General features: G+C 69.3%; 23 protein-coding genes. 16 read left to right on the forward strand and 7 right to left on the reverse strand.

Features of this window, described 5'->3' with window-relative positions; all coding sequences use genetic code 11:
- Window positions 1–2 precede the first annotated feature (2 nt).
- The 7 genes from OG878_RS22800 (at window position 3) to OG878_RS22830 (ending at window position 7203) form a co-directional block, all read left to right on the forward strand.
- Complete coding sequence (locus OG878_RS22800) at window positions 3–650, forward strand: histidine phosphatase family protein (protein WP_328891334.1); 648 nt, start codon at window positions 3–5, stop codon at window positions 648–650.
- Between the two features lie 352 nt (window positions 651–1002).
- The gene (locus OG878_RS22805; protein WP_328888497.1) at window positions 1003–2253 is read left to right on the forward strand and encodes a hypothetical protein; all 1251 of its coding nucleotides are present in this window, start codon (window positions 1003–1005) and stop codon (window positions 2251–2253) included.
- A 67-nt stretch (window positions 2254–2320) separates the two neighbouring features.
- Complete coding sequence (locus tag OG878_RS22810) at window positions 2321–2932, forward strand: TlpA family protein disulfide reductase (protein ID WP_328888498.1); 612 nt, start codon at window positions 2321–2323, stop codon at window positions 2930–2932.
- Between the two features lie 31 nt (window positions 2933–2963).
- The gene (locus tag OG878_RS22815; RefSeq protein ID WP_443049265.1) at window positions 2964–3701 is read left to right on the forward strand and encodes a cytochrome c biogenesis CcdA family protein; all 738 of its coding nucleotides are present in this window, start codon (window positions 2964–2966) and stop codon (window positions 3699–3701) included.
- A 5-nt stretch (window positions 3702–3706) separates the two neighbouring features.
- Window positions 3707–5476 (forward strand): cytochrome c biogenesis protein ResB, encoded by a 1770-nt coding sequence (resB, locus tag OG878_RS22820; RefSeq protein WP_328888499.1) that lies wholly within the window; start codon window positions 3707–3709, stop codon window positions 5474–5476.
- Window positions 5473–6564 (forward strand): c-type cytochrome biogenesis protein CcsB, encoded by a 1092-nt coding sequence (gene ccsB, locus OG878_RS22825; RefSeq protein WP_328888500.1) that lies wholly within the window; start codon window positions 5473–5475, stop codon window positions 6562–6564. The genes resB and ccsB overlap by 4 nt, the downstream gene beginning before the upstream one ends.
- A 78-nt stretch (window positions 6565–6642) precedes the next feature.
- Window positions 6643–7203, forward strand: coding sequence for an SRPBCC domain-containing protein (locus tag OG878_RS22830; protein ID WP_328888501.1), 561 nt, complete (start codon window positions 6643–6645; stop codon window positions 7201–7203).
- Between the two features lie 59 nt (window positions 7204–7262).
- On the opposite strand, the gene OG878_RS22835 is transcribed toward OG878_RS22830, so the two are convergent.
- The 3 genes from OG878_RS22835 to OG878_RS22845 form a co-directional block, all read right to left on the reverse strand.
- On the reverse strand, window positions 7263–8237 hold the full coding sequence (locus OG878_RS22835) for an isopenicillin N synthase family dioxygenase (RefSeq protein ID WP_328888502.1): 975 nt from the start codon (window positions 8235–8237) through the stop codon (window positions 7263–7265).
- Entirely contained in the window at window positions 8230–8709 is a 480-nt protein-coding gene (locus OG878_RS22840) for a nucleoside deaminase (protein WP_328888503.1), read from the reverse strand. Before OG878_RS22840 ends, OG878_RS22835 begins: the two co-directional genes overlap by 8 nt.
- A gap of 113 nt (window positions 8710–8822) precedes the next feature.
- Window positions 8823–9227 carry a PLD nuclease N-terminal domain-containing protein gene (locus OG878_RS22845; protein WP_277326749.1) on the reverse strand — a complete coding sequence of 135 codons (405 nt, stop codon included), beginning with the start codon at window positions 9225–9227 and terminating at the stop codon, window positions 8823–8825.
- A gap of 89 nt (window positions 9228–9316) precedes the next feature.
- Here OG878_RS22845 and OG878_RS22850 point away from each other — a divergent pair, with 89 nt between their 5' ends.
- Window positions 9317–10774, forward strand: coding sequence for a menaquinone biosynthesis decarboxylase (locus OG878_RS22850; protein WP_277326748.1), 1458 nt, complete (start codon window positions 9317–9319; stop codon window positions 10772–10774).
- On the forward strand, window positions 10771–11688 hold the full coding sequence (mqnP, locus tag OG878_RS22855) for a menaquinone biosynthesis prenyltransferase MqnP (RefSeq protein WP_328888504.1): 918 nt from the start codon (window positions 10771–10773) through the stop codon (window positions 11686–11688). The genes OG878_RS22850 and mqnP overlap by 4 nt, the downstream gene beginning before the upstream one ends.
- On the opposite strand, the gene OG878_RS22860 is transcribed toward mqnP, so the two are convergent.
- Window positions 11678–12286 carry a rhomboid family intramembrane serine protease gene (locus OG878_RS22860; RefSeq protein ID WP_328888505.1) on the reverse strand — a complete coding sequence of 203 codons (609 nt, stop codon included), beginning with the start codon at window positions 12284–12286 and terminating at the stop codon, window positions 11678–11680. The two genes, mqnP and OG878_RS22860, sit on opposite strands and share 11 nt — an antisense overlap.
- 145 nt (window positions 12287–12431) lie before the next feature.
- Here OG878_RS22860 and OG878_RS22865 point away from each other — a divergent pair, with 145 nt between their 5' ends.
- On the forward strand, window positions 12432–13094 hold the full coding sequence (locus OG878_RS22865; protein WP_328888506.1) for a UbiX family flavin prenyltransferase: 663 nt from the start codon (window positions 12432–12434) through the stop codon (window positions 13092–13094).
- Window positions 13095–13117: 23 nt separating this feature from the next.
- On the opposite strand, the gene OG878_RS22870 is transcribed toward OG878_RS22865, so the two are convergent.
- On the reverse strand, window positions 13118–13252 hold the full coding sequence (locus tag OG878_RS22870; protein WP_328888507.1) for a hypothetical protein: 135 nt from the start codon (window positions 13250–13252) through the stop codon (window positions 13118–13120).
- 132 nt (window positions 13253–13384) lie between these two features.
- On the opposite strand from OG878_RS22870, the gene OG878_RS22875 reads away from it, so the two are divergent.
- The 6 genes from OG878_RS22875 to OG878_RS22900 all read left to right on the forward strand — a co-directional run bounded on the left by OG878_RS22875 (window position 13385) and on the right by OG878_RS22900 (window position 18785).
- Window positions 13385–13840 carry an Lrp/AsnC family transcriptional regulator gene (locus OG878_RS22875; protein ID WP_277326743.1) on the forward strand — a complete coding sequence of 152 codons (456 nt, stop codon included), beginning with the start codon at window positions 13385–13387 and terminating at the stop codon, window positions 13838–13840.
- Between the two features lie 104 nt (window positions 13841–13944).
- Complete coding sequence (gene mqnE / locus OG878_RS22880) at window positions 13945–15108, forward strand: aminofutalosine synthase MqnE (protein WP_328888508.1); 1164 nt, start codon at window positions 13945–13947, stop codon at window positions 15106–15108.
- A 139-nt stretch (window positions 15109–15247) separates the two neighbouring features.
- Window positions 15248–15772, forward strand: a complete 525-nt coding sequence (locus tag OG878_RS22885) for a GNAT family N-acetyltransferase (protein WP_328888509.1) — start codon at window positions 15248–15250, stop codon at window positions 15770–15772.
- A gap of 104 nt (window positions 15773–15876) precedes the next feature.
- Window positions 15877–16173 carry a DUF4229 domain-containing protein gene (locus tag OG878_RS22890; protein WP_328888510.1) on the forward strand — a complete coding sequence of 99 codons (297 nt, stop codon included), beginning with the start codon at window positions 15877–15879 and terminating at the stop codon, window positions 16171–16173.
- A gap of 412 nt (window positions 16174–16585) precedes the next feature.
- Complete coding sequence (locus OG878_RS22895; RefSeq protein ID WP_328888511.1) at window positions 16586–17935, forward strand: dicarboxylate/amino acid:cation symporter; 1350 nt, start codon at window positions 16586–16588, stop codon at window positions 17933–17935.
- A gap of 229 nt (window positions 17936–18164) precedes the next feature.
- On the forward strand, window positions 18165–18785 hold the full coding sequence (locus OG878_RS22900; RefSeq protein WP_328891335.1) for a TetR/AcrR family transcriptional regulator: 621 nt from the start codon (window positions 18165–18167) through the stop codon (window positions 18783–18785).
- Here OG878_RS22900 and OG878_RS22905 read toward each other — a convergent pair.
- The gene (locus tag OG878_RS22905) at window positions 18748–19602 is read right to left on the reverse strand and encodes a MaoC family dehydratase (RefSeq protein ID WP_328891336.1); all 855 of its coding nucleotides are present in this window, start codon (window positions 19600–19602) and stop codon (window positions 18748–18750) included. The two genes, OG878_RS22900 and OG878_RS22905, sit on opposite strands and share 38 nt — an antisense overlap.
- A gap of 5 nt (window positions 19603–19607) precedes the next feature.
- Window positions 19608–20936: a 3-oxoacyl-ACP reductase gene (locus OG878_RS22910; RefSeq protein ID WP_328891337.1), complete on the reverse strand. Its 1329-nt coding sequence runs from the start codon at window positions 20934–20936 to the stop codon at window positions 19608–19610.
- Window positions 20937–20961 lie beyond the last annotated feature (25 nt).

The following is a 20961-nucleotide window of genomic DNA, read 5'->3' on the forward strand; positions in this document are numbered from 1 at the left end:
TGATGCGTCACGGGGAGGTGCACAACCCCGACGGCGTGCTCTACGGGCGCCGCCCCGGTTACCACCTGTCCGAGCTCGGCCGGCAGATGGCCGACCGGGTTGCCGAGTACCTGGAAGGCCGTGACATCACCCATGTCGTCGCCTCCCCGCTGGAGCGCGCCCAGGAGACGGCGACGCCGATCGCCAAGTCGCACGGCCTCGACCTGGCCAGCGACGAGCGGCTGATCGAGGCCGCCAATGTCTTCGAGGGCAAGACCTTCGGGGTCGGTGACGGGGCGCTGCGCAAGCCGGACAACTGGAAGCACCTCACCAATCCGTTCCGCCCGTCCTGGGGCGAGCCGTACATCGAGCAGGTCGTACGGATGATGGGCGCCCTCGACGCCGCGCGTGACGCGGCGCGTGGGCACGAGGCGGTCTGTGTCAGCCATCAGCTGCCGATCTGGATCGTGCGGAGCTTCGTCGAACGGCGCCGGCTGTGGCACGACCCGCGCAAGCGGCAGTGCACGCTCGCCTCGCTGACCAGCTTCACGTATCAGGGCGACAAGATCGTCTCCGTCGGCTACAGCGAGCCGGCCCGTGATCTGGTTCCGGTGCATCTGCTCGCCGGCGCCAAGCCGGTGAAGGGGAAGTCCAAGGCGTTCGGCGCCTAGCTAGTGCTGTGACCGGAAAGGTTCACCGGCTCGCGGCGTCCGGTGCGGCACCTCGCCGCGTTGTCGCATCACCCGAGTACATCCCGTACGCGGGCGGTGCTCCGCCTTGCGATGCACCGCACCGGACGCCGCGAGCTTCCCGGCAAACCCTTCCGGTCACAGCACCAGATTTCTTCTCGCCGATGCCGTGGGCCCCGCCGGTTTGCCGGCCGGGGCCCGCGGTGTGTTCGACCGGCGGTCGCTCCGGGCACACAGAAATTGGCGGCCGGCGGAACCCCTGCGTTGTTTCGCTCATCTAAGCCTTCGCCAGTTTGTATGCAGTTGGGCCGGAACGACCGCAGATGGGGACGCCATGCGCGACATCAGCCGAAGGAGTCTGCTCGGAGCCGGACTGGGGGCCGCGGCTGCCGTCGGGATGGCGGGCTGCGGTTCTCCGCAGCCTCCCGAAGGAAGGCGGTTGGACCCCGGCCCGAGCGAGACCGCGGACGGCAAGGCCGAGGGGGACGGCGCCGGAGGTGAGGACGTCCGGCAGATCGGTGACGGTTCCACCGCGGACACCGGGGAGCAGCCGAACCAGCCTTCCGCGCCGGTTCCGCTGGAACCCGGCGAGACCCCGCCGCAGTTCGTGATCTTTTCCTGGGACGGGGCGGGTGAGGTCGGTACCGGTCTGTTCCCGCGTTTTCTCGATCTCGCCAAGGAGCACGACGCGGCGATGACCTTCTTCCTCTCCGGGATCTACCTGCTGCCCGAGTCGAAGAAATCTCTGTACCGGCCGCCGAACAACAGAACGGGCGCCTCCGACATCGGCTATCTCACCGATGCCCACATCAAGGAGACGCTGGGGCACATACGCCGGGCCTGGCTCGACGGCCATGAGATAGGCACGCACTTCAACGGGCATTTCTGCGCCGGTTCCGGATCGGTCGCCCGCTGGACGCCCGCCCAGTGGGAGAACGAAATCGATCAGGCGGTCTCCTTCGTCACCGAATGGCGCACCAATACCGGCTGGACCGATCTCGAGCCACTGCCTTTCGACTACCGCAAGGAACTCGTCGGAGCGCGCACCCCCTGTCTGCTCGGCCAGGACAATCTGCTGCCCGCCGCGCGCAAACTGGGCTGGCGCTACGACGCGAGTTCGCCCGGCGGCACCCAGATCTGGCCGGAGAAGCGCCAGGGCCTGTGGGATCTTCCGCTCCAGGGCATACCGTTCCCCGGGCACACCTTCGAAGTGCTGTCGATGGACTACAACATACTTGCCAACCAGTCGGTGAATTCCACCCAGGGAATACCGTCGCGCTATCCGGCCTGGCGCGCGCAGGCCACCCAGGCGTATCTCGCCGGTTTCGACCGGGCGTACCGATCGAATCGCGCACCGTTCTTCATAGGCAACCACTTCGAGGTGTGGAACGGCGGCATCTACATGGATGCGGTCGAGGAGACCATCAAAAGGATCGCGGGGAAGCCTGATGTGCGGCTCGTCTCGTTCCGGCAGTTCGTCGACTGGCTCGACGTCCAGGACCCGGCCGTGCTCGCGAAGCTCCGTACGCTGGACGTCGGCCAGTCGCCCGACGGTGGCTGGAACGCCTTCTTTAAACAGGCCTGACAACGGGCTTTACGGGCACCGAGGGGGGTGCGCAAGATCCCCGAAACCGCCATGCGAAACTTTTCACATGAGCTTTGGCCGCGCACCCCGACGCCGCTTCACCCTGCTCGCCGCGCCCGCAGCGGCCGCCGCGCTGGCGTTGACCCTGACCGCCTGCGGCGGTGACGGCAACCAGGCCCGTGGTGGCGGCAACTCGCACTTCGTCACCGGCAGTGGCGGGATTTCCACGGTGGCCAGGGCGGACCGTCAGGACGCGCCGAAACTCGACGGGACGACGCTGGACGGCAAGCCGCTGGACATCGGCGACTACAAGGGCAAGGTCGTCGTGCTGAACGTGTGGGGCTCGTGGTGCGGCCCCTGCCGTCTCGAGGCCAAGCACTTCGCGAAGGTGTCGCAGGAGACCGCGAGCCAGGGCGTCCAGTTCATCGGGATCAACACCCGGGACGCCGAGAAGGGCCCGGCGGTGAACTTCGAGAAGGACAACGGCATCACCTACCCGAGTTTCTTCGACCCGATCGGCAAGCTCATCCTGCGCTTCCCGAAGGGCACGCTGAACCCGCAGGCCATCCCGTCGACCGTGGTCATCGACCGGGACGGGAAGATCGCGGCCCGCACCCTCGCGGCTCTCGACGACGTCAGGCTCCACAAGATGATCGACCCGTTGATCGCGGAGAAGTGATCCTGTGCTCACGCTCGCCGCGACCACGGGCATGAACGAGACCGTGTTCAGCGGGGCCCTGCTGGTGGCCCTGCCCATCGCCGTGCTCGGCGGACTCGTCTCGTTCTTCTCGCCGTGCGTGCTGCCGCTGGTGCCCGGCTACCTCTCGTACGTCACCGGGGTCAGCGGGACCGATCTGGCCCAGGCCAGACGCGGGCGCATGGTCGTCGGCGCCTCGCTCTTCGTGCTCGGCTTCTCCGCCGTGTTCGTCTCCGGCGGCGCCCTCTTCGGGTTCTTCGGGGAGCGGCTGCAGGACCACAGCGAGGCGATCTCCAAGATCCTCGGCGTCCTGATGGTCCTGATGGGTCTCTTCTTCATGGGGCTGATGCCCTGGATGACACAGCGCGAATTCCGCATCCACAAGAGGCCGGTGACCGGTCTCGTCGGAGCGCCGTTGCTCGGAGTGCTGTTCGGGGTCGGCTGGACGCCGTGCCTCGGCCCGACGCTCACCTCGGTGCAGGTGCTCGCCATCGACCAGGGGACCGCCGGACGCGGGGCCGTCCTGACCCTCGCGTACTGTCTCGGACTCGGCCTGCCTTTCGTGCTCGCCGCAGTCGCCTTCCGCAAGGCGCTCGGTGCCTTCGGATGGGTCAAGCGCCACTACGCGTGGGTCATGCGGATCGGTGGCGCAATGATGATCGTGACCGGACTGCTCCTGCTGACCGGTGTGTGGGCCAGCATGATGCAGGAACTGCAGGGCTGGTCCAACGGCTTCACGGTGGGGATCTGAGTTCCATGAGCAACACCAGGACCGACGCGGCCGAAGAGCACGCGAACGAGAGCGAGCGCGAGGGCGAGAGCCCGGGCGAGCGCGAGGGCAGGCAGGAGCGGGAGAACGCGGCCGAGCTCGGCGCGGCCGGCTCACAGCTGTCCACCGCCCCGCGCGAGGAGGCCCTGGCCACGCTGCCCGCCATGGGCGTCATCGGCTGGGCCCGCTGGTTCTGGCGCCAGCTCACCTCGATGCGGGTCGCGCTGATCCTGCTCTTCCTGCTGTCGCTCGGCGCCATCCCCGGCTCGCTGATCCCGCAGAACAGCGTGGACGAACTGAAGGTGCAGACCTTCAAGGAAGCCCACACCGCGGTCACGCCGCTCTACGAGAAGCTCCAGTTCTTCGACGTCTACAGCTCGGTGTGGTTCTCCGCGATCTACATCCTGCTGTTCATCTCCCTCATCGGCTGCATCGTGCCGCGCACCGGCCAGTTCATCGGCCAGCTGCGCAGCCGCCCGCCGGGCGCCCCCAGGCGCCTGACCCGGCTGCCCGCGTACACGACGTGGCGCACGGACGCCGCGCCCGAGGAGGTCCGCGAGGCGGCGCTCGCGATGATGCGCAAGCGGCGCTTCCGGGCGCACGCCGTCGGTGACGCGGTCGCCGCCGAGAAGGGGTATCTGCGCGAGGCCGGGAACCTGATGTTCCATGTCGCGCTGATCGTCATGCTGGTGGCCTTCGCCACCGGGCAGCTCTTCAAGTCCGAGGGCGGCAAGCTGATCGTCCAGGGCGACGGCTTCTCCAACACGCTGACCCAGTACGACGACTTCAAGTCCGGATCGCTGTATGACACGGACTCGCTCGTCCCGTTCAGCTTCACCCTCGACAAGTTCATCGGCACGTACGAGCGCAACGGCCCGCAGATCGGCACCCCGCGGAAGTACGAGGCCCACGTCACGTATGCCGAGGGCGCGTACGGCAAGCCGAAGAAGGCCGTGATCAAGGTCAACGAGCCGCTGGTGGTCGACGGCTCCAAGGTCTATCTGATCGGGCACGGGTACGCCCCGGTCGTCTCCGTCAAGGACGGCAGGGGCAAGGAGGTCTACAAGACCGCCGTTCCCCTGCTGCCGATCGACTCCAACGCCACCTCGACCGGCGCGATCAAGGTGATGGACGGCTACCGCGACAAGAACGGCAAGAAGGACCAGCTGGGTTTCCAGGCGTTCTTCGTCCCGACGTTCGCGGGCAACGGCAAGGGGACGATGCTCTCGCAGTTCCCGGCCGCGGACTTCCCGGTGCTCGCCCTCAACGGGTACCACGGCAGCCTCGGCGTCGACTCCGGGCTGCCGCAGAACGTGTACCAGCTGAACACCTCGAAGATGAAGGCGTTCAAGGACAGCAAGGGCGACAAGCTGAAGCAGCGGCTGCTGCCCGGCGAGACGATGAAGCTTCCCGACGGCGCCGGATCGATCACCTTCGAAGGCATCGAGCAGTGGGCCACCTTCCAGATCTCGCAGCAGCCCGCCAGTGGCTGGGCGCTCACCGGCGCCATCGGAGCGATCGCCGGTCTGGCAGGCTCGCTGTTCATCCAGCGGCGCCGGGTCTGGGTCCGGGCCGTCCGGGGAGCGGACGGTGTCACCGTCGTCGAGATGGCGGGACTGGGCCGCAGCGAGTCCGCGAAGCTTCCCGAGGAGCTGGCCGATCTCGCGGTCACGCTCCATGACATGGCGCCCACCGCGCCCGACGACGCATCTGCCGAAGCACATTCCGAAGAACCTGCCGAAGGGGCTGAGAAGTGAATCTCGCCGCCGCAACCAACGAGAATCTGGCACACACCAGCAATGTGCTGATCTATTCGTCGATGGCCGTCTACACCATCGCCTTCTTCGCGCACATCGCGGAATGGGTGTTCGGCAGCCGCAGCAAGGTCGGCCGCACCGCTGCCGCGCTGACCGGGGCCGGCGCCGCCGGCTCCTCCCCGGCGAAGATCCAGGTCCAGGTCGCTCAGCAGGGCGGCGCCACCGCCGTACTGGACCGGCCGAAGATCGTCACGCGCTCCGCGGCCGGTTCGCGTGACGTCCCGGACGGGCCCGGCGCCGCCGGTGGCACGTTCAAGGGCGATCTGTGGGGGCGGATCGCGGTCTCCATGACCGTGCTCGCCTTCCTCGTCCAGGCCGGCGGGGTCGTCGCCCGCGCACTGTCGGTGCAGCGCGCCCCGTGGGGCAACATGTACGAGTTCTCGATCACCTTCTCCACGGTGGCCGTCGCCGCGTACCTGATTCTGCTCGTGCTGAAGAAGAACGTCCGCTGGATGGGCCTGCTGCTGGTCACCACCGTCCTGCTGGATCTCGGCATCGCGACCACCGTGCTCTACACGTCCAGCGACCAGCTGGTGCCCGCCCTGCACTCGTACTGGCTGTGGATCCACGTCTCCACCGCCATCATCTGTGGCGCCGTCTTCTACATCGGCGCGGTCGGCACCCTGCTCTACCTGTTCCGTGACAGCTACGAGAGCAAGCTCGCGAACGGCACCGAGCCGGGATCGTTCGCCCAGTCGGTGCTCTCCCGGCTGCCCGCCGCGGCGACCCTCGACAAGTTCTCGTACCGCGTCAACGCCGCCGTCTTCCCGCTGTGGACGTTCACGATCATCGCGGGCGCGATCTGGGCGGGCGACGCCTGGGGCCGCTACTGGGGCTGGGACCCCAAGGAGGTCTGGTCCTTCATCACCTGGGTCGCGTACGCCTGCTACCTGCACGCCCGGGCCACCGCGGGCTGGAAGGGGCGCAAGGCCGCCTACCTGGCACTGATCGCTTTCGGCTGCTGGCTGTTCAACTACTACGGCGTGAACATCTTCGTCACCGGCAAGCACTCCTACGCCGGCGTCTGAGCCACCGCGCCCGTCACCCGTACGGGTGCCTTCATCCGTACGGGTGCGGAACGCGTCCCACCGGGCCACGCTGGAACCATGAGCGACACGTATCCCGTGATCGAACGTGGCGCCGCGGAGAGCGACGGCGACAGGCGCATCCTGCGGTTCACGCTCCGGCTGCCCCACCCCGTCGAACGGGTGTGGGCAGCCGTTGCCGGTTCCGAGGGGCTGCGGGGGTGGCTCGCCGCCGCCGAACCGTTCGAGCCGCGCATCGGCGGCAGGGTCACGCTGCGCTGGCTCAACACCGACGAGGCCGGGAACGCCACGGTCGCCTCCGGCACCGTCACCGCGTGGGACGTCGAGCGGGTCGCCGAGTACACCCTCGAAGGGGCGCACGGCCGGATCCGCTTCCACCTGGAGCCGCCCCGTGGCGACCACGTGGTGCTCCGCTTCACCAATGAGTTCCGGGGCGACGACGCGTCGCGACTGGACCGCCTGGCGGGCTGGCACCACCACTTCGAATACCTGGTCCAGGCGCTGGACGGGCACCCCGCCGACTGGTCCGCATGGACGTTCACGCGGTGGCAGGAACTGCGGGACGGGTACGCGGCGGAAGACCCCGGGCGCTCCGGCGACGACGTCGGCAGGCAGTTCTGATCCGTCGGCAGGCAGTTCGTTCCGGGACGGCGGCGGGCACCTCGTGAGGGGCGGCGCCGTCAGCCGACCGAGATCGCGTCCAGCTTCGCGCGCAGATACGTGTGCGAGTCCACCGGCTCATACGTGACCCGGCCGGTCGGCGCGGGCACCGACTCGACCGTGGTGCGCGGGTCGCACTCGTAGAAGTAGACGAGCGACATCAGTTCCTCGGCCGGGACGTCGGAGGGCGGCGGCAGCACCCGGTGCCGGCCGGAGCGCCAGCGGTCACCCGTCCAGCGCGCCATGAGGTCGCCGATGTTGATGGTGAAGGCATCGGGGTCGTACGGGGCGTCCTCCCAGCCGCCCGCGTCCGTGAAGACCTGCAGTCCGCCCTTCCCGGCCTGCCGGTCGAGCACCGTGACCGTGCCGAAGTCGGTGTGCGGGCCGATCCGGAACTGGCCCGGCTGCGGCTCCCCGACCACCTCCGTGCCCGGATACCAGTTGATGTTGAAACCCCAGGTCGGGTGCGTGGTGTGCCGGGTGAAGAAGTCCTCGGGCTCGCCGAGCGCCGCGCCGAGCAGCCCCAGCAGCCGGTCCGACAGGGTCCGCATCTGCGCGAGGTACTCCGTCACCAGGGCCTTCAGCCCGGGCACCTCTCCGGGCCAGGTGTTGGGCAGGAACCACTCGGCGTCGACCGCCGGGTCCCCGGTGGGGTCCTCGGCGGCGAAGGAGAGCGACTCCTTGAGGTCCGGGGGCGTCCGTGTGCCCTCCGCAGAGCCGTTGGCCTCGGCGCCGGGGCCGAGCCAGCCGCGGCCGCCGACCCTGACCGCGTACGGCTCCTTCGTGGCGGCGGGCAGCCGGAAGAACGCCCGCGCGGTGTCGCGGATCGCGGTCCGCAGCGCGGGATCCACGCCGTGCCCGGTGACCAGCAGGAAGCCGGCCGTCCGCAGCGCCTCGTCGACGGTGGCCGCGATCGTGCGGCGGGCCCCGCCGTCGCCGGAGAGCCACGGCCGCAGATCGATGGTGGGAATCCTCGGGGCCCTGGGTTCACGCATCGCCGATGTCCTCGTTCCAGACGTCCGGGTGGTCCTGGATGAACGCGCGCATCATGGCGGTGCACTCGGCGTCGTCGAGCAGCACGACCTCGACGCCGTGCCGGGCCAGCCAGTCGTGCCCGCCGTGGAAGGTCGCCGCTTCGCCGATGACCACCCGGGAGATCCCGAACTGGCGCACCAGACCGCTGCAGTACCAGCAGGGCGACAGGGTGGTCACCATGGTCGTGCCGCGGTACGAGCGCTGCCGGCCGGCAGCACGGAAGGCGGCGGTCTCCGCGTGCATGGACGGGTCGCCGTCCTGGACGCGGCGGTTGTGCCCGCTGCCGAGGAGCGTGCCGTCCGCGCCGTACAGTGCGGCGCCGATCGGAATGCCGCCCTCCGCCAGTCCGGCGCGGGCCTCCGCGACGGCGGTCACCAGCCGCGCCCGGTCGGCGTCACGGCCGGTGCTCTTGGCGTCGTCCCTGTCCTTCATGCCGTTCACCTTCCCGGCCGCGCGGTGTCCTCAAGCGCCGGACAGGCCCGAAAATCAAGCCCGTCCGGCGTCCGGCCGAACGGAAAGCGGCTGTACCCGTGAATCCTGCGCGGTCAAGTGGCGGGCGGAGCGGACTCCTCCGGCCCGGCCCCGCTCTCGCGGCGCTTGAGCTCCTCCTCGCGGCGGCGCAGATCCGCCTCCCAGTCCTTGAGGAGCGACTCGTCCTTCTTGTTCTCTTCCTTCAGCGCCTTCAGGAACTCCGGATTGTCGTCCGGCGCCACCCACTCGTGGCGATGGTTGCGGTGCCATTCCGACGGCGTACGGCCTCCGGCGGGCACATGGCGCATCTTTCCCGCGGCCAGCCAGACGATTGGGCCGACGATCCAGAACAGCAGGATGATGAAGACCCAGGCGATCTTCGGCAGGTGCCTGGCCTCGTCCTCCGGCGTGTTCAGACAGTCGATGAACGCATAGATCGTCAGCGCCAGAGGCAGGAGATAGATCAAGGCCCGGAACATGATGGAAGGGTCCCCCCGCGGAGAGATGGCGGGGCGCTGTCCCGCCCCGGTGACGGGGCCAGGGTAGCCCGTGGCCGATACTGGTCCGCATGGCTTACGACGATCTTCGTTCCCTCCTCCGGGCGCTGGAGCGCGAGGGCGAGCTCAAGCGCATCAAGGCCGAGGTCGACCCCTATCTGGAGGTCGGCGAGATCGTCGACCGGGTGAACAAGGCGGGCGGGCCCGCGCTGCTCTTCGAGAACGTCAAGGGGTCGTCGATGCCCCTGGCCATGAACGTGTTCGGGACCGACCGGCGGCTGCTGAAGGCGCTCGGGCTGAAGTCGTACGCCGACATCGGCGAGAAGATCGGCGGTCTGCTGAAGCCGGAACTGCCGCACGGCTTCGTCGGGGTGCGCGAGGCCTTCGGGAAGCTCGGGTCGATGGTGCACGTGCCGCCGAAGAAGGTGAAGTCCGAGAGCGCCCCCGTGCAGGAGGTCGTTCTCACCGGCGACGACGTGGACCTGGACCGGCTGCCCGCGCTCTTCACCTGGCCCGAGGACGGCGGCTCCTTCTTCAACCTGGGGCTCACCCACACCAAGCACCCGGAGACCGGGGTGCGGAACCTGGGTCTGTACCGGCTCCAGCGCCACGACCGGCGCACCATCGGAATGCACTGGCAGATCCACAAGGACAGCCGCAACCACTACCAGGTCGCCGCCAAGCGCGGGGAGCGGCTGCCCGTCGCGATCGCGTTCGGGGCGCCGCCCGCGGTGACGTACGCCTCCACCGCCCCGCTGCCGGGCGACATCGACGAATACCTCTTCGCCGGGTTCATCCAGGGCAAGCGGATCGAGATGGTCGACTGCAAGACCGTGCCGCTGCAGGTCCCGGCGCACGCGGAGGTCGTCATCGAGGGGTGGCTGGAGCCCGGGAAGATGCTGCCCGAGGGGCCGTTCGGCGACCACACCGGCTTCTACACGCCGCAGGAACCGTTTCCCGCGCTGACCATCGACTGCGTGACCATGCGGAAGCGCCCGCTGCTCCAGTCGATCGTGGTGGGCCGGCCGCCGACGGAGGACGGGCCGCTGGGACGGGCCACCGAACGGTTCTTCCTGCCGCTGCTCAAGATCATCGTGCCGGACATCGTGGACTACCACCTGCCGGAGGCGGGCGGCTTCCACAACTGTGCGATCGTCTCGATCGACAAGAAGTACCCGAAGCACGCCCAGAAGGTGATGAGTGCCATCTGGGGCGCGCACATGATGTCGCTGACCAAGCTGATCGTCGTCGTGGACTCCGACTGCGATGTCCACGATCTGCACGAAGTGGCGTGGCGGGCGCTGGGCAACACCGACTACGCCCGGGACCTCACGGTCACCGAAGGCCCGGTCGATCATCTCGACCATGCCTCCTACCAGCAGTTCTGGGGTGGGAAGGCGGGCATCGACGCGACGAAGAAGTGGCCCGAGGAGGGCTACACGCGGGACGGCGGCTGGCCGAACATGGTCGAGTCCGACCCGGAGACGGCGGCGAAGGTCGACCGCCGGTGGAAGGAGTACGGGCTGTGAGTGCGGCCGAAGCGGCGCTGGGCCCCGGGCCCGCGCATCCGACCAGCAGGGTCAGGGCGTTCCTGCGGCTGGTGATGATCGAGCACTCGGTCTTCGCGTTGCCGTTCGCCTACATCGCCGCGCTGACCGCGATGTTCCGGCTCGACGAGAACATCCATTGGGGGCGGCTGCTGCTCGTCACCGTCGCGATGGTCGGGCTGCGGACGTTCGCGATGGCCGCGAACCGGATCATCGACCGGGAGATCGACGCCCGTAACCCGCGTACCGCCAGTCGCGAGCTGGTCACCGGTGCCGTGTCCGTGCGGTCGGCGTGGACGGGGGCGCTCGTCGCCGTCGTCGTCTTCCTCGGGGCCGCCGCCCTGCTGAACCCGCTCTGTCTGGCGCTGGCGCCCATCGCCGTCGTGCCGATGGTCGTCTATCCGTACGGCAAGCGGTTCACCCATTACCCGCACGCGATCCTCGGGATCGCGCAGGCCATGGGGCCCATCGGTGCCTGGCTGGCGGTCACCGGCAGCTGGTCGTGGGACGCGGTGATCCTCGGTCTCGCGGTCGGTGTGTGGATCGGCGGCTTCGACCTGATCTTCGCCTGCCAGGACGTCCAGGCGGACCGCGCGCACGGTGTGCTGTCGGTCCCGGCCCGTTTCGGTGTCCCGGCCGCGCTGTGGGGCGCCCGGGTCTGCCACGCGGTGACGACCGGGCTGCTGGTCTGGTTCGGGGTGGCGACGGATGCGGGGCTCTTCTACTGGGTCGGCATGGTGATCGTCGCGGTGGCGTTCGTGTACGAGCACCGCGTGGTGAGGCCGCACGACCTGTCCCGGCTGAACCGGGCGTTCTTCTCCGTCAACGGGTTCATCGGGATCGCGCTGTTCGCGTGCGCCCTGCTGGACCTGCTGGTGCGCGGCCTCACACCGTAGGAGCAGGGGGTGCCGGACGGGCGGTGCGGCGCGGGCGGCGGAACGCGAACGCCGCGCCCACCCCTCCGATCAGCCCGAACAGATGCGCCTGCCAGCTGATCCCGGAGTCGGTCGGCAGGACGCCCCACAGCAGCGATCCGTAGATCGCCGCGATCACGAACCCCACCACGATGTCGAGCGCTCTGCGGTCGACGAAGCCGCGGACCAGCAGATAGCCGAAGAGGCCGAAGACGACGCCGGAAGCGCCGAGCGTGACCGTGTACGGCGGCGCGGTCAGCCAGACGCCGAGGCCGCTGACCACGATCACGGTGAGGGCGACGGCGGCGAACCGGCGTATCCCGCCGAGGGCGGCGACGAAGCCGAGGACCAGCAGCGGAAGCGTGTTGGAGGCGACATGCTCCCAGCCGCTGTGCAGGAACGCGGAGGGCACGATGTCGAGCAGCTCGCCCGGCTCGCGCGGGGTGATGCCGTAGGTGTCGAGCGCCTGGCCGGTCGCCATGTCGATGGATTCGAGCACCCACAGCAGCGCGATCCATCCCAGCATCAGCGCACCGGCCGTCATCGCCCGTGCGGACGCGCCTGTACGGGTACCGGTCATGGCCGCCCCCCTGTCCGTGGCTGGTCCACCCCTGTATGCGGGCTGTTGCGGCCCGTCCTTCATCTGTCGGAACGCCTGGAGCCCCTCACTCGGTTCCGCAGGCCCCGTGCCGGATAGGCTCGGGTGTGTGGAATCCGGGACTTCAGTGAGTCAGCAGCAACGGCGGCCTTGGATTGTCGGGGTTTCCGGTGCTTCGGGCACCCCATTCGCCGCTGCCGTGCTGCGCGGTCTGCTGGCCGCGGGGGAGAGCGTCGACCTGGTGGTGAGCCGGGCGTCGCGGCTGACGCTGCTGGACGAGACCGGGATCGCCTTCCGCGACGCGCACTGGCAGGAGGACCTGCGCAGTTGGCTGGCGCGCGGCGCCGACGGGAAACCGCACACCTTCGATGTGGACATCGACGGGGTACGGCACTGGGCGGCCGGTGATCTCGCGGCCGGGCCGTCGTCGGGGTCGTATCCGGCGAAGGGGATGCTGATCGTGCCGGCCTCGACGGCCTGTGTGGCCGGTGTGGCGCTGGGGCTTTCGAAGGATCTGCTGCAGCGGGCGGCGAGCGTGACGCTCAAGGAGCGGCGGAAGCTGGTCGTCGCGGTGCGCGAGACCCCGCTGAGCGGGCAGACGCTGCGGCAACTGGTGGCCCTGGACGAGGCGGGCGCCGTGGTGCTGCCCGCCTCTCCGGCGTTCTATGCGGGCGCGACGCACATCCAGGATCTGGTGGACTTCGTCGCGGGGCGGGTGCTGGATGCGGCAGGGGTGCCGCATCAGCTGTACCGCCGGTGGGAGGGGGAGCTCGGTGGCTCCCGCCACTGAGGCCGGGCCGGTGGGGCCGGGGCTCAGCGCTTCTTCGGGACGCGCGGGGTGCGGGTCTTGTCGACCCGGTGCGCGGCGTCGGGGTGGTGGGCACGCGAGCGGTTGGCCAGGTCCTGCAGCTCGCGCATCCGGGCGTAGGCCATCTCGATCGTGTACACGGTTTCTTCACTCCTGAGGATTCGAAAGAACTTCTTTGAAAATCTGAAAGATCTGCAGGGTGTGGACCCTGCATGCCTTAGATTCTATACGTAAACTCGCGGTACTGCTGAACAATGGAAGGTTTCAGTCATATGGACGCGGTGGACAGGCAGCTCATCCAGGCCCTCAGGGAGAACGGCAGGGCCTCGTACGCCGAGCTCGGGCGGCTCGTGGGGCTTTCCGGGCCCAGCGTCACCGACCGCATCAACCGGCTGGAAACCGCCGGTGTCATCACCGGGTACCGCGCCACCGTCGACGCCGCCTCCCTCGGGCTCGGGGTCACGGCCCTGATCGGCATCTCGCTCTCCGACGCCGCCGACCACGAGGACGTCGCGCGCCGGCTCAGGGACCTCGCCGAGATCGAGGACTGCTGGTTCATCGCGGGCGACGACTCGTACATGCTCAAGGTGCGCGTCGGCGACGTCGACGGCCTGGAGAAGACCATCCGCCGGCTCAGCGGGACGAAGGGCGTCTCCCGGACCCGCACCACGATCGTGCTCTCCACCAAATGGGAGAACCGGGTCGGGGAACTCCCCGAGGAGTCGTAGGCGTAACGTGGTGGAGCCTCCGGGTGACCGGGGGTTCCACCCGGTTTTTCCGGGAGGAACGCACGCATCGCACAGCACGTCAGAGACTTCTGGGAGGCAGCCGCATGGACGTCGGGCTCAAGCGCGAGCTGGAGGAGAAGGTCCGCGCAGGGGAGCGGCTGACCCGTGAGGACGGTATCGCCCTCTACGCGTCGGACGATCTGGCCTGGCTCGGCGGCCTCGCCCACGAGGTGCGCACGCGCAAGAACGGCGACGTCGTGCACTTCAACGTCAACCGGCACCTCAACATGACGAACGTGTGCACCGCGTCCTGCGCGTACTGCTCGTTCCAGCGCAAGCCGGGCGAGAAGGACGCGTACACGATGCGCATCGAGGAGGCCGTCCGCCTCGCGAAGGCGATGGAGGGCGAGAACCTCACCGAGCTGCACATCGTCAACGGGCTTCACCCCACGCTGCCGTGGCGCTACTACCCGCGCTCGCTCAGTGCGCTCAAGGAAGCCCTCCCGCAGGTCTCCCTCAAGGCGTTCACCGCCACCGAGATCCACCACTTCGAGACCATCTCCGGGCTCTCCGCCTCCGAGATCCTCGACGAGCTGATCGAGGCCGGCCTGGAGTCGCTGACCGGCGGCGGCGCGGAGATCTTCGACTGGGAGGTCCGCCAGCACATCGTGGACCACAACACCCACTGGGAAGACTGGTCGCGCATCCACCGGCTGGCACACGAGAAGGGTCTGAAGACCCCGGCGACGATGCTGTACGGGCACATCGAGGAGCCGCGTCACCGCGTCGACCACGTCATGCGGCTGCGCGAGCTGCAGGACGAGACCGGCGGTTTCCAGGTCTTCATCCCGCTGCGCTACCAGCACGACTTCGTGGACATGAAGGACGGCAAGGTCCGCAACAAGCTGCAGGCGCGGACGACGATGGCGACTGGTGCCGAGGCGCTGAAGACATTCGCGGTCTCGCGTCTCCTCTTCGACAACGTCCCGCACGTCAAGGTGTTCTGGGTGATGCACGGGGTGCAGACCGCCCAGCTCGCGCTGCAGCACGGTGCGGACGACATGGACGGTTCGGTCGTCGAGTACAAGATCACGCATGACGCGGACAACTACGGCACGCCGAACAAGCTCGGCCGTGACGATCTGCTGGAGCTGATCCGGGACGCGGGCTTCCGCCCCGTCGAGCGCAACACCCGGTACGAGATCATCCGTGAGTACCCCGGTCCGGACGCGGAGCGCCGCGAGGCGCCGCAGCCGATGCGGGTCTGACGACCGGCGGGTTCCGCGCAGCCCGTTCTGCCGAGAGTTGCGCTCTGTACGAAAGCCCCGGCCGCCGTCCCCGGCCGGGGCTTTCTCGCGTGCTGGACGGCATTTGAGGCGGTCGGGCGGTAATGGCTAGCCTGCCGCTATGGCACTTACGTTTGAGCTCGATCCCAAGATCGACCGCACCCTGCGGGACGGTATCTGCGCGCTGTGGGCCGATGTCTCCAACGCGGGCGGCGCCGTGGGCTTCGTGCCGCCCGTGACCGGCGAGGACATACGGCCCGCGCTGGTGAAGCACCTCGTCGCGATGGCGGAGGGGCGTACCCGCCTGCTGGTCGGCCACGACGGGGAGGGCGCCGTCGCCGCGTCCGCCTTCCTCACCCACAACACCCACCGGCTGATGACCCACTGGCTCTGGGTGTACACGGTGATGGTCCACCCCCGCCACCAGGGCAACGGCTACGGCCGCGAACTGATGTCCGCCGTGGCGGACGCCGCCCGCGGGATCGAGGGCATCGAGGCCGTCCGGCTCACCTGCCGGGGCGGCACCGGAGCCGACCGCTTCTACGCGTCGTGCGGCTACAAGGAGGTCGGCCGGGTGCCCGGCGCGATCCGGGTCGCCGAAGGGGACGACCGCGACGACATCATCATGCTGCTCCCGCTGGGCTGAATGCCGCTCCCGGCGTTCCGGGCCGCCGCCCGCCGAAGTGATCGATTCCGGGGCATGCTTCACTGGTCGGGCAGGGTTTGTCGTACGTAGAGAGAAGGCCAGCCGTGTCCGCTGCCAAGCCGAGCGCAACGATCCGGTACACGCTGATGCGCCTGAGCATCTTCGTCGGCTGTCTCGCCGTCGTCGCCGTGGCCGTCTCGTACGGCCTGCTGCCCTCCGGACTCGGCGGGTCCAACGTCATGTGGGTCGTCCTGCTCGCGCTGCTCATCTCCGCACCCCTCAGCTATGTCCTGCTGCGCAAGCAGCGTGACGAGATGTCCGCCCAGATCGCCCCGAAGATCGACCGCGCCAAGGCCAAGCTGGCGGCGAACCAGGGCCAGGAGGACGGCGTCGCCCCGTAGGCGGTGCAGGCCGGGTGAGGGCCGAGTGAAGGTCACGTAAGGTTCCTCACACCCCACCCGTTTCCGTTCGAAACCCCAGTGCCGGAGCGTGCGCTCCTGTACTGGGGTTTTTGTGTTCCGTTGTGCTGCGCGGGGCGGGCTGCCGTCGGAGTCCCCCAAAGAAGACCTTTGAGGTTCTCAAAGTTCAGGTGTTAACGTGTTCGACATGAAGACAGCTGTGCGCCCACGCCACCGAGCGAGCATTCCGCTCGTGGTGCGCCTGCATGTCGATCTCTGCCGCTGTATGTCCGCGGTCTGTTGCCGCAACGTCTGAACCGGCACCATGCAGCGGCGCCGCCCCTGACGCGGGCGCCGCACCCCCGTCCCCCTTTCGTCTCCGTGCGCCCCGATGCGTCACATCTGGAGTGTGTCCGTGTCCGCGAATCCCGCGTCCACCACCGCCGGTACCGGCCAGCCGTCCGGCTCCGGTTTCCGCATACCCAAGGTCCCGTTCTGGGCCCAGATCGTCGCCGGTCTCGTCCTCGGTGTACTGCTCGGCTGGCTCACCCGCAGCTATGACATCGACTGGCTCTACACCACGCTCGACAAGGTCGGCCACATCTTCGTCCAGCTGCTGAAGCTGGCCGTCGCGCCCCTCGTCTTCTTCGCGATCCTGGTGTCCATCACCAACCTGCGCAAGGTCAACAACGCCGCCCGGCTGGCCGGCCGCACCGTGCTCTGGTTCATGATCACCTCGCTGATCGCGGTCGCCATCGGCCTCGCGATCGGTCTGATCACCAACCCGGGCTCGGGCACCGGCCTGACCCCGAAGGACGGCAAGCTGCCGGAGCACGCAGGCTCCTGGCTCGACTTCCTGACCGGCATCATCCCGGAGAACGTGATCACTCCGTTCACCGAGCTGAACGTCCTGCAGATCGTCTTCATGGCCGCCGTCGCCGGTATCGCCGCCCTGCAGCTCGGTGAGAAGGCCCAGCCGATCCTCACCCTCAGCGAGTCGATCCTGGAGCTCCTCCAGAAGGCCCTGTGGTGGGTCATCCGCCTCGCCCCCCTCGGCACCGTCGGCCTCATCGGCTACGCGATCGCCGACTACGGCTGGGACCTGATCGGCAAGTACGCGACGTTCACCGCCGACGTCTACATCGGCTGCGCCCTGGTGCTGTTCGGCGTGTACCCGCTGCTGCTCGCCACGGTCGCCAAGGTGAACCCCCTCCAGTTCTTCAAGGGCGCGTGGCCCGCGATCCAGCTGGCCTTCGTCTCCCGCTCCTCGGTCGGCACGATGCCGGTCACCCAGAAGGTCACCGAGCGTCTCGGCGTCCCGAAGGAGTACGCGTCGTTCTCGGTCCCGTTCGGGGCGACGACGAAGATGGACGGCTGCGCCGCGATCTACCCGGCGCTGGCGGCGATCTTCATCGCGCAGATCTTCGACGTCCAGCTGGGTGTCGGTGACTACATCCTGATCGCGTTCGTCTCGGTGATCGGCTCGGCGGCCACCGCCGGTCTCACCGGTGCGACGGTCATGCTGACCCTCACACTGTCGACGCTGGGTCTGCCGCTGGAGGGCGTGGGTCTGCTGATGGCCATCGACCCGATCCTGGACATGATGCGCACGGCGACGAACGTGGCCGGCCAGGCGCTCGTCCCGGTGATCGTCTCGGCCCGCGAGAAGATCCTCGACCTCGACGCGTACAACTCGGCCTCGTCCTCCCCGGTCGACGACGAGGTTCGCGACGCGGATCCGGTGAGGGTGCCGGTCGCCGCGTAACGGACACCTCTTCGGTGAGCGCCCCCGGTCCGCAACGGACCGGGGGCGCTCACTCGTGTGTGCGTACGCACGCGACGGACCGGGGCCGGCCGGGGGTGAGACCGGCCACGGTGCGGGCCCGGAGGCGCTCTCCGTACGACGCGCGCGGAGGCGGCGCCGTAGTCTTGCCGAGGAGTGGCGCAGTGGGGTGGGGAGGAAGTCGGACGTGGGTGCTGTGAAGAGCAAACGGATGCCGCGTGCCGTGCGCGAGCAGCAGATGATGGACGCCGCGGTGCAGACATTCGGGCAGCTGGGATACCGGGCGGCCTCGATGGACGAGATCGCGGAGCTGGCCGGGGTGTCCAAGCCGTTGGTCTATCTGTACCTGAATTCCAAGGAGGAGCTCTTCACCGCCTGTATTCAGCGCGAGGCAAAGGCGCTGGTCACGGCGGTGCGGTCGGGGGTGGAGCCCGGGCTGCCGGCGGACCGGCAACTGTGGGCCGGGCTGCGGGCGTTCTTCACGCACACCGCGCAGCACCCGGACGGCTGGGCGGTGCTGCATCGGCAGGCGCGTACGCACGGGGAGCCGTTCGCCGCCGAGGTCATGGCGATGCGGGACGAGATCGTTGCGTTCGTGACGGGTCTGATCGGCGCCGCGGCCCGCGAGGCGCACCATGATCCGGCGCTCGCGGACCGCGATGTGGCGGGCCTGGCTCAGGCGCTCGTGGGGGCCGCGGAGTCGCTGGCCGGCTGGGCGAACGACACCCCGGGCGTCTCGGCGAAGGAGGCCGCGGCCACACTTATGAACTTCGCGTGGGCGGGCCTGGGGAACCTCATGCACGACCGTCCGTGGGCGCCGTCGAACCGGTGAGGTGGACACGGTCGCCGCTGCGGAGCTGGAAGGCGGTGCCCGCGCCGTCCGCCGCATAGGTCACGGTCGCCGGGAGCAGCACAGGAGCCCTGAAGTCGGCCCGCACGCAACGGATCGTGCCCGGGTCGGCGGACTCGGCCAGGCAGCGGGCGACCGTCCACATGCCGTGCGCGATCGCCCTCGGGAAGCCGAACAGCCGGGCGGTGAGCGGATACAGGTGGATGGGGTTCCGGTCGCCCGAGGCGGCGCCGTAACGACGGCCCAGATCGCCGGGGAGCCGCCACTCGGCGACGGCGGGGAGCTCGGGTGCGGCAGGCGCGACGGCGGCAAGGGGCGGGGCCCCGTGCGCCGCGTGCCGGGAGAGATAGCCGCTGCGCGACTCCCACACCAGCACGCCGCCCGTGCGCGCCTCGGTCACCACCGTGACCTCGGTCCCCCTCCGGTGCGGCGTCAACTTCTGTGCGTACACCGTCAGTTCGAGTACGTCGGTGGGGTGCAGCTCCCGGTGCCGGGTGATCTCTATCCAGGTGTGGACCAGCCCGACGACGGGCAGCGGGAAGGTCCGCCCGGTCATCAGCCGCATGGCCGGCGGGAAGCCCAGCACATGCGGGTACGTGAGCGGCAGCGCGCCCGACTCGGGGAAGCCGCAGATCCTGCGGTACGAGGCGAGCGGGCCGGGGGCGATGCGTACGTCCCGGGCGACGAGGCGGTCGGCCGGCAGTACGGCGTCGGGCCGGTCCGCCCGCTTGAACGGGGACGTGAGCGCGCCGCGTACGAGCGACGCCGTCAGGATCCGGGAGGGGGTGGCGGCCGGCATCGGCGTCACGCGCCCAGCAGGCTCTGGCCGCAGACCCGCACGATCTGGCCGTTCACGGCCGTCGATGCGGGCTGGGCGAACCATGCGGTCGTCTCGGCGACATCCACCGGAAGGCCGCCCTGGGAGAGGGAGTTCATGCGACGGCCCGCCTCCCGGATGAAGAAGGGGACCGAGGCGGTCATCCTGGTCTCGATGAAGCCGGGGGCGACCGCGTTGACGGTGACGCCGTGGTCGGCGGCGGCGCGCGGGGCCAGGGAGCGGACCAGTCCGATGATGCCCGCCTTGCTGGCCGCGTAGTTCGTCTGGCCGTTGTTGCCGGCGATGCCGGCGATGGACGCGGTGGCGACGATCCGGCCGCCGCGGTTGACGGTGCCCGCCTTGAGCAGCGCGTCGGTGGTGCGCAGCACGCTGTCGAGGTTGACCTCGACGACCTGGGCCCAGCGGTCGGCGGGCATGTTGGCGAGCCGTCGGTCGCGGGTGATGCCCGCGTTGTGGACGAGGACGTCCAGGCCGCCGGGGGCCGCGGCGGCGATCTGCTCGGCGGCGTCGTCCGCGGTGATGTCCAGCGGCAGTGCCGAGCCGCCGAGCCGGTCGGCCGTACGGGTCAACTCGTCCTGGGACTGCGGGATGTCGACGCAGATGACCTGTGCGCCGTCCCGGGCGAGGACCGACGCGACCGAGGCGCCGATGCCGCGCGCGGCACCGGTGACCAGCGCGGTGCGGCCGGTGAGCGGCGCGGCCCAGTCGGCGACCGGGTCGGGTGCGGCGCCGGTGAGTTCGACGACCTGGCCGCTGATGTACGCCGACCGGGGCGAGAGCAGGAACCGGAGGGTGGACTCGGCCGAGGCGACCGCGTCGGGCACGATCCGCAGGAGCTGGACGGTGATGCCCCTGCCGATCTCCTTGCCGAGCGAGCGCACGAACCCTTCGAGGGCCTGCTGGGCGGCCGCCTGATGATGGTCGTCGGCCGAGGGCCGCACCCCGAGGACTACGATCCGGCCGCCCGGCGCCGCCGAGCGGATCACGGGGTGCAGTGCGGCGTGCACGTCGCCGAGTCCGGCGGCGGTGGCAACGGCCGTCGCGTCCACGACGACCGCCGCGGGGCGGGGTGCCTGTCCGGTGCTGCGGGCGACCGTGAGGCCGGTCGCGGCGAGCGCCGGGGCGAGTTCGTCCGTCACGGTGGATTCCCCGGCTGTCAGATGCAGCAGTGGGCCGTCCAGCGACTGCGTCTCCAGCGACCAGCGGCGCAGCCGTGCCGGCTGTGGCAGGCCGAGCCTACGGGTCAGAAATCGGCCAGGTGCTGTGCCGGTGACGTGCAGATAGCGGTCGGCCATTGTCCAGACTCCCTGCTCGGTCATA

It is taken from the genome of Streptomyces sp. NBC_00316 (assembly GCF_036158715.1).
Taxonomy (GTDB): domain Bacteria; phylum Actinomycetota; class Actinomycetes; order Streptomycetales; family Streptomycetaceae; genus Streptomyces.

Excerpts from the sequence above, each read along its gene's own strand:
- resB (WP_328888499.1), top strand. The coding sequence starts at position 3,707 with ATGAGCAACACCAGGACCGACGCGGCCGAAGAGCACGCGAACGAGAGC.
- OG878_RS22810 (WP_328888498.1), top strand. The coding sequence starts at position 2,321 with ATGAGCTTTGGCCGCGCACCCCGACGCCGCTTCACCCTGCTCGCCGCG.
- OG878_RS22840 (WP_328888503.1), bottom strand. The coding sequence starts at position 8,709 with ATGAAGGACAGGGACGACGCCAAGAGCACCGGCCGTGACGCCGACCGG.
- mqnE (WP_328888508.1), top strand. The coding sequence starts at position 13,945 with ATGGACGTCGGGCTCAAGCGCGAGCTGGAGGAGAAGGTCCGCGCAGGG.
- OG878_RS22805 (WP_328888497.1), top strand. The coding sequence starts at position 1,003 with ATGCGCGACATCAGCCGAAGGAGTCTGCTCGGAGCCGGACTGGGGGCC.
- OG878_RS22875 (WP_277326743.1), top strand. The coding sequence starts at position 13,385 with ATGGACGCGGTGGACAGGCAGCTCATCCAGGCCCTCAGGGAGAACGGC.
- OG878_RS22910 (WP_328891337.1), bottom strand. The coding sequence starts at position 20,936 with ATGGCCGACCGCTATCTGCACGTCACCGGCACAGCACCTGGCCGATTT.
- OG878_RS22835 (WP_328888502.1), bottom strand. The coding sequence starts at position 8,237 with ATGCGTGAACCCAGGGCCCCGAGGATTCCCACCATCGATCTGCGGCCG.
- OG878_RS22850 (WP_277326748.1), top strand. The coding sequence starts at position 9,317 with ATGGCTTACGACGATCTTCGTTCCCTCCTCCGGGCGCTGGAGCGCGAG.
- OG878_RS22900 (WP_328891335.1), top strand. The coding sequence starts at position 18,165 with ATGCCGCGTGCCGTGCGCGAGCAGCAGATGATGGACGCCGCGGTGCAG.
- OG878_RS22860 (WP_328888505.1), bottom strand. The coding sequence starts at position 12,286 with ATGACCGGTACCCGTACAGGCGCGTCCGCACGGGCGATGACGGCCGGT.
- OG878_RS22800 (WP_328891334.1), top strand. The coding sequence starts at position 3 with ATGCGTCACGGGGAGGTGCACAACCCCGACGGCGTGCTCTACGGGCGC.
- OG878_RS22845 (WP_277326749.1), bottom strand. The coding sequence starts at position 9,227 with ATGTTCCGGGCCTTGATCTATCTCCTGCCTCTGGCGCTGACGATCTAT.
- OG878_RS22830 (WP_328888501.1), top strand. The coding sequence starts at position 6,643 with ATGAGCGACACGTATCCCGTGATCGAACGTGGCGCCGCGGAGAGCGAC.
- OG878_RS22815 (WP_443049265.1), top strand. The coding sequence starts at position 2,964 with ATGAACGAGACCGTGTTCAGCGGGGCCCTGCTGGTGGCCCTGCCCATC.
- OG878_RS22885 (WP_328888509.1), top strand. The coding sequence starts at position 15,248 with ATGGCACTTACGTTTGAGCTCGATCCCAAGATCGACCGCACCCTGCGG.
- OG878_RS22905 (WP_328891336.1), bottom strand. The coding sequence starts at position 19,602 with ATGCCGGCCGCCACCCCCTCCCGGATCCTGACGGCGTCGCTCGTACGC.